General features: G+C 77.3%; 3 protein-coding genes and 1 pseudogene. All 4 read right to left on the minus strand.

What is annotated here, in order from left to right; genetic code table 11:
• Positions 1–614 (minus strand): annotated as a pseudogene (locus tag D3P35_RS25670) (hypothetical protein); the annotation flags it as partial.
• On the minus strand, positions 611–982 hold the full coding sequence (locus D3P35_RS25675) for a biopolymer transporter ExbD (RefSeq protein WP_118138769.1): 372 nt from the start codon (positions 980–982) through the stop codon (positions 611–613). The pseudogene D3P35_RS25670 and the gene D3P35_RS25675, both read right to left, overlap by 4 nt.
• On the minus strand, positions 979–1371 hold the full coding sequence (locus D3P35_RS25680) for a biopolymer transporter ExbD (protein WP_232830633.1): 393 nt from the start codon (positions 1369–1371) through the stop codon (positions 979–981). Before D3P35_RS25680 ends, D3P35_RS25675 begins: the two co-directional genes overlap by 4 nt.
• Positions 1372–1377: 6 nt before the next feature.
• Positions 1378–2369 (minus strand): MotA/TolQ/ExbB proton channel family protein (locus D3P35_RS26865; RefSeq protein WP_232830634.1); only part of this gene is annotated, 992 nt, incomplete at its 5' end.

Genomic DNA, 2369 nt, shown 5'->3' on the forward strand with positions numbered 1-2369 from the left:
TGGCTCTCCGAGCGCGAAAGCGCCCTCCGCCGCATCGGATGAGGCACCCGCGCAGGCACGGCCGGCCCCGCACGGGGGGCGACCTCGCTCTCGGGCGGGGCGGCGGTTTCCGGCGTCTCGAAGGCGGGCTCGGGGGGCGCCGGCGCGTCGGGGCGCTGCGGCTGGTCCGGGCGCGGGGCCACCGGGGCGGTCTCCGAGAGGGCGAGCTCGGGCTCTTCCACCGGGTCCGGCATGCCGGGGGCGGAAGGATCGGCCGAGGGCGGCGGCGGGGCGGCGGCCTCGGCCGCCTCCGGCGGGGCCTCGGCGGGCGGCGGCGGCGGGCTGGCGGCCGGCGGCGCGGGGCGGCTCACCGGCGCGGTCTCGGCCATGGCGAGCTCGGGCGGCGTGTCCGGCACGGCCCCGGGCTCCGGGGTGTCCGGCGTGTCGACCGCCTCGGGCGGGCGGTCCCATTCCTCGACCAGCGCCGCCACCTCGGAGCCGGCCACGGTGGTGACGGAGCTCTCGCCGCCCTCGCCCGCGTCGCGCCGGCTCGCGCCGTCGTCGCGCCACAGCAGCAGCCCGTGCAGCGCCACGGCCGCCACCAGGCAGACGGTGAAATCGATGCGCAGCCTCATCGCGGCACCGTGACCAGCGAGAGGTCGGTGAGCCCGCCGGCCTGCAGCGCGCCGAGCAGCTTCGCCACGCTCTGCGCCGGCGCATCGGCATCGGCGCGGATCAGCCCGGCGCCCTCGGCCACCGCGGCGGCGATGGCGGCGTCGCCGCGCGCCTCGCGGAAGGCGATCTCGCCCTCGTCGGAGAGGAAGACGGCCGGCCTCACCTCGCCCGGCTCGGCGGCATCGGAGCGCGCGGGCTCGATCTCCAGCGGCTCGGGCGGAGTGAGCGTGGCGGTCATCAGGAAGAAGATCAGCAGCAGGAACACCACGTTGATCATCGGCACGATGCTCTCGCGCGGCGGTTCCTTGGGCGGCGTGGCGAGTTTCATTCCGGAGCCTCCGCGAGGGCGAGCGTGGTGATTCCCCCGGCCTGCAGCGCCTCGATCACGTCGACCAGGCCCTGCACGTCGGCGCCGTCACGCGCGCGGAGCACCACGAGGGCGTCCGGCGCGGGCATCAGCGGGCGCAGCGCCTCGACCAGCGCCTCGCGGCTCACCGGCGTGCCGTTGAGCGTGATGCCTCCGGGGCGCAGTTCGACCAGCCGGGGCGCGCCCTGGTAGCCGGAGGCGTCGCGCCCGGCGGCCTTCAGCGAGATCTCGCTGTCGGCGCCGAAGCGGGCGGCGAGCATGAAGAACACCAGCAGCAGGAACACCACGTCGATCATCGGCGTGAGGCTGATGCGCTTTGGCGCGCGCTGGCCGGAGAAATCGAAGGCCACGGCGGGTTACTCCGCCGCGAGCCGGCTCTGCACCGGGGCGCGGGCCGCGTCCTCGGCCGGCTCCGGCCGGTGACGGGTGCAGATCAGCGTGGCGGTGCGCTCCATGTCGCGGCCCATGCGGGCGAGAATCGCCTCGAACCAGCTGCCGGCCGCGGTGGCCGGGATGGCCACGGCCATGCCCGCCGCGGTGGTGAGCAGCGCCTCCCAGATGCCGCCCGCGAGCGCCGAGGGGTCGGCGCGCGCGCCGCTTTCCTGCAGCGCCTGGAAGGCGGAGATCATGCCCAGCACCGTGCCCAGCAGGCCGAGCAGCGGCGCGATGGTGGCGATGAGGTCGAGCGCGCGCAGGCCGGAGCGGGCCTCGTGCAGCAGGTCCATGGCGTGGCTCTCGGTCTGCTCGCGCGCGGCGGCGTCGGGCAGGCTGCGGACACGCTCCATGGTGCCGCGCACGAAACGGCTGAGGATGCCGTGGCCGGAGCGGGCATGGGCGATGGCCTCCTCGTCGCGGCCCTGCTCCCAGAGCGCGAGCGCGACCTCGGCCCGGCGGCGGCGCCAGATGCCGCTCACCGAGAAGCGCAGCAGCTTCCACAGGATCAGCGCCACGGTGAGCACCGAGAGCGCGCCGATCGCCCACATGGCCGGGCCGCCGGCGATGATGAAATCGAGCGATTCGGCCACCGGCGAGATGTCGACACCCCCGGGCAGCACCAGGCTCGGGTCGGCCGCGCCGGCGGCATCGCCGAGCGGCACGTCGCCCACCTGCGGCGCGCCGGAGAGCGCGTCGGCGGCCTGGCCCGCCGCGTCGCCCGCGGACTGCGCCGCATCGCCGGCGGACGGGGGCGCGTCGCCCGTGGCAGGGGCGCCGGTGCCGGCGGAGGGCACCGCGGGAGCGGCGGTCTCGCCGGTGCCGGGACCGGCCTGGGCCGCCGGGGCCTCGCCGGCCTGCGGCGCCGGTGCCGGGCCTTCGGCCGCGGCCGGGGCGTCGGCCGGCGCGGGAGCGG

This window comes from Oceanicella sp. SM1341 (genome assembly GCF_003448965.1).
Lineage (GTDB): Bacteria > Pseudomonadota > Alphaproteobacteria > Rhodobacterales > Rhodobacteraceae > Paroceanicella.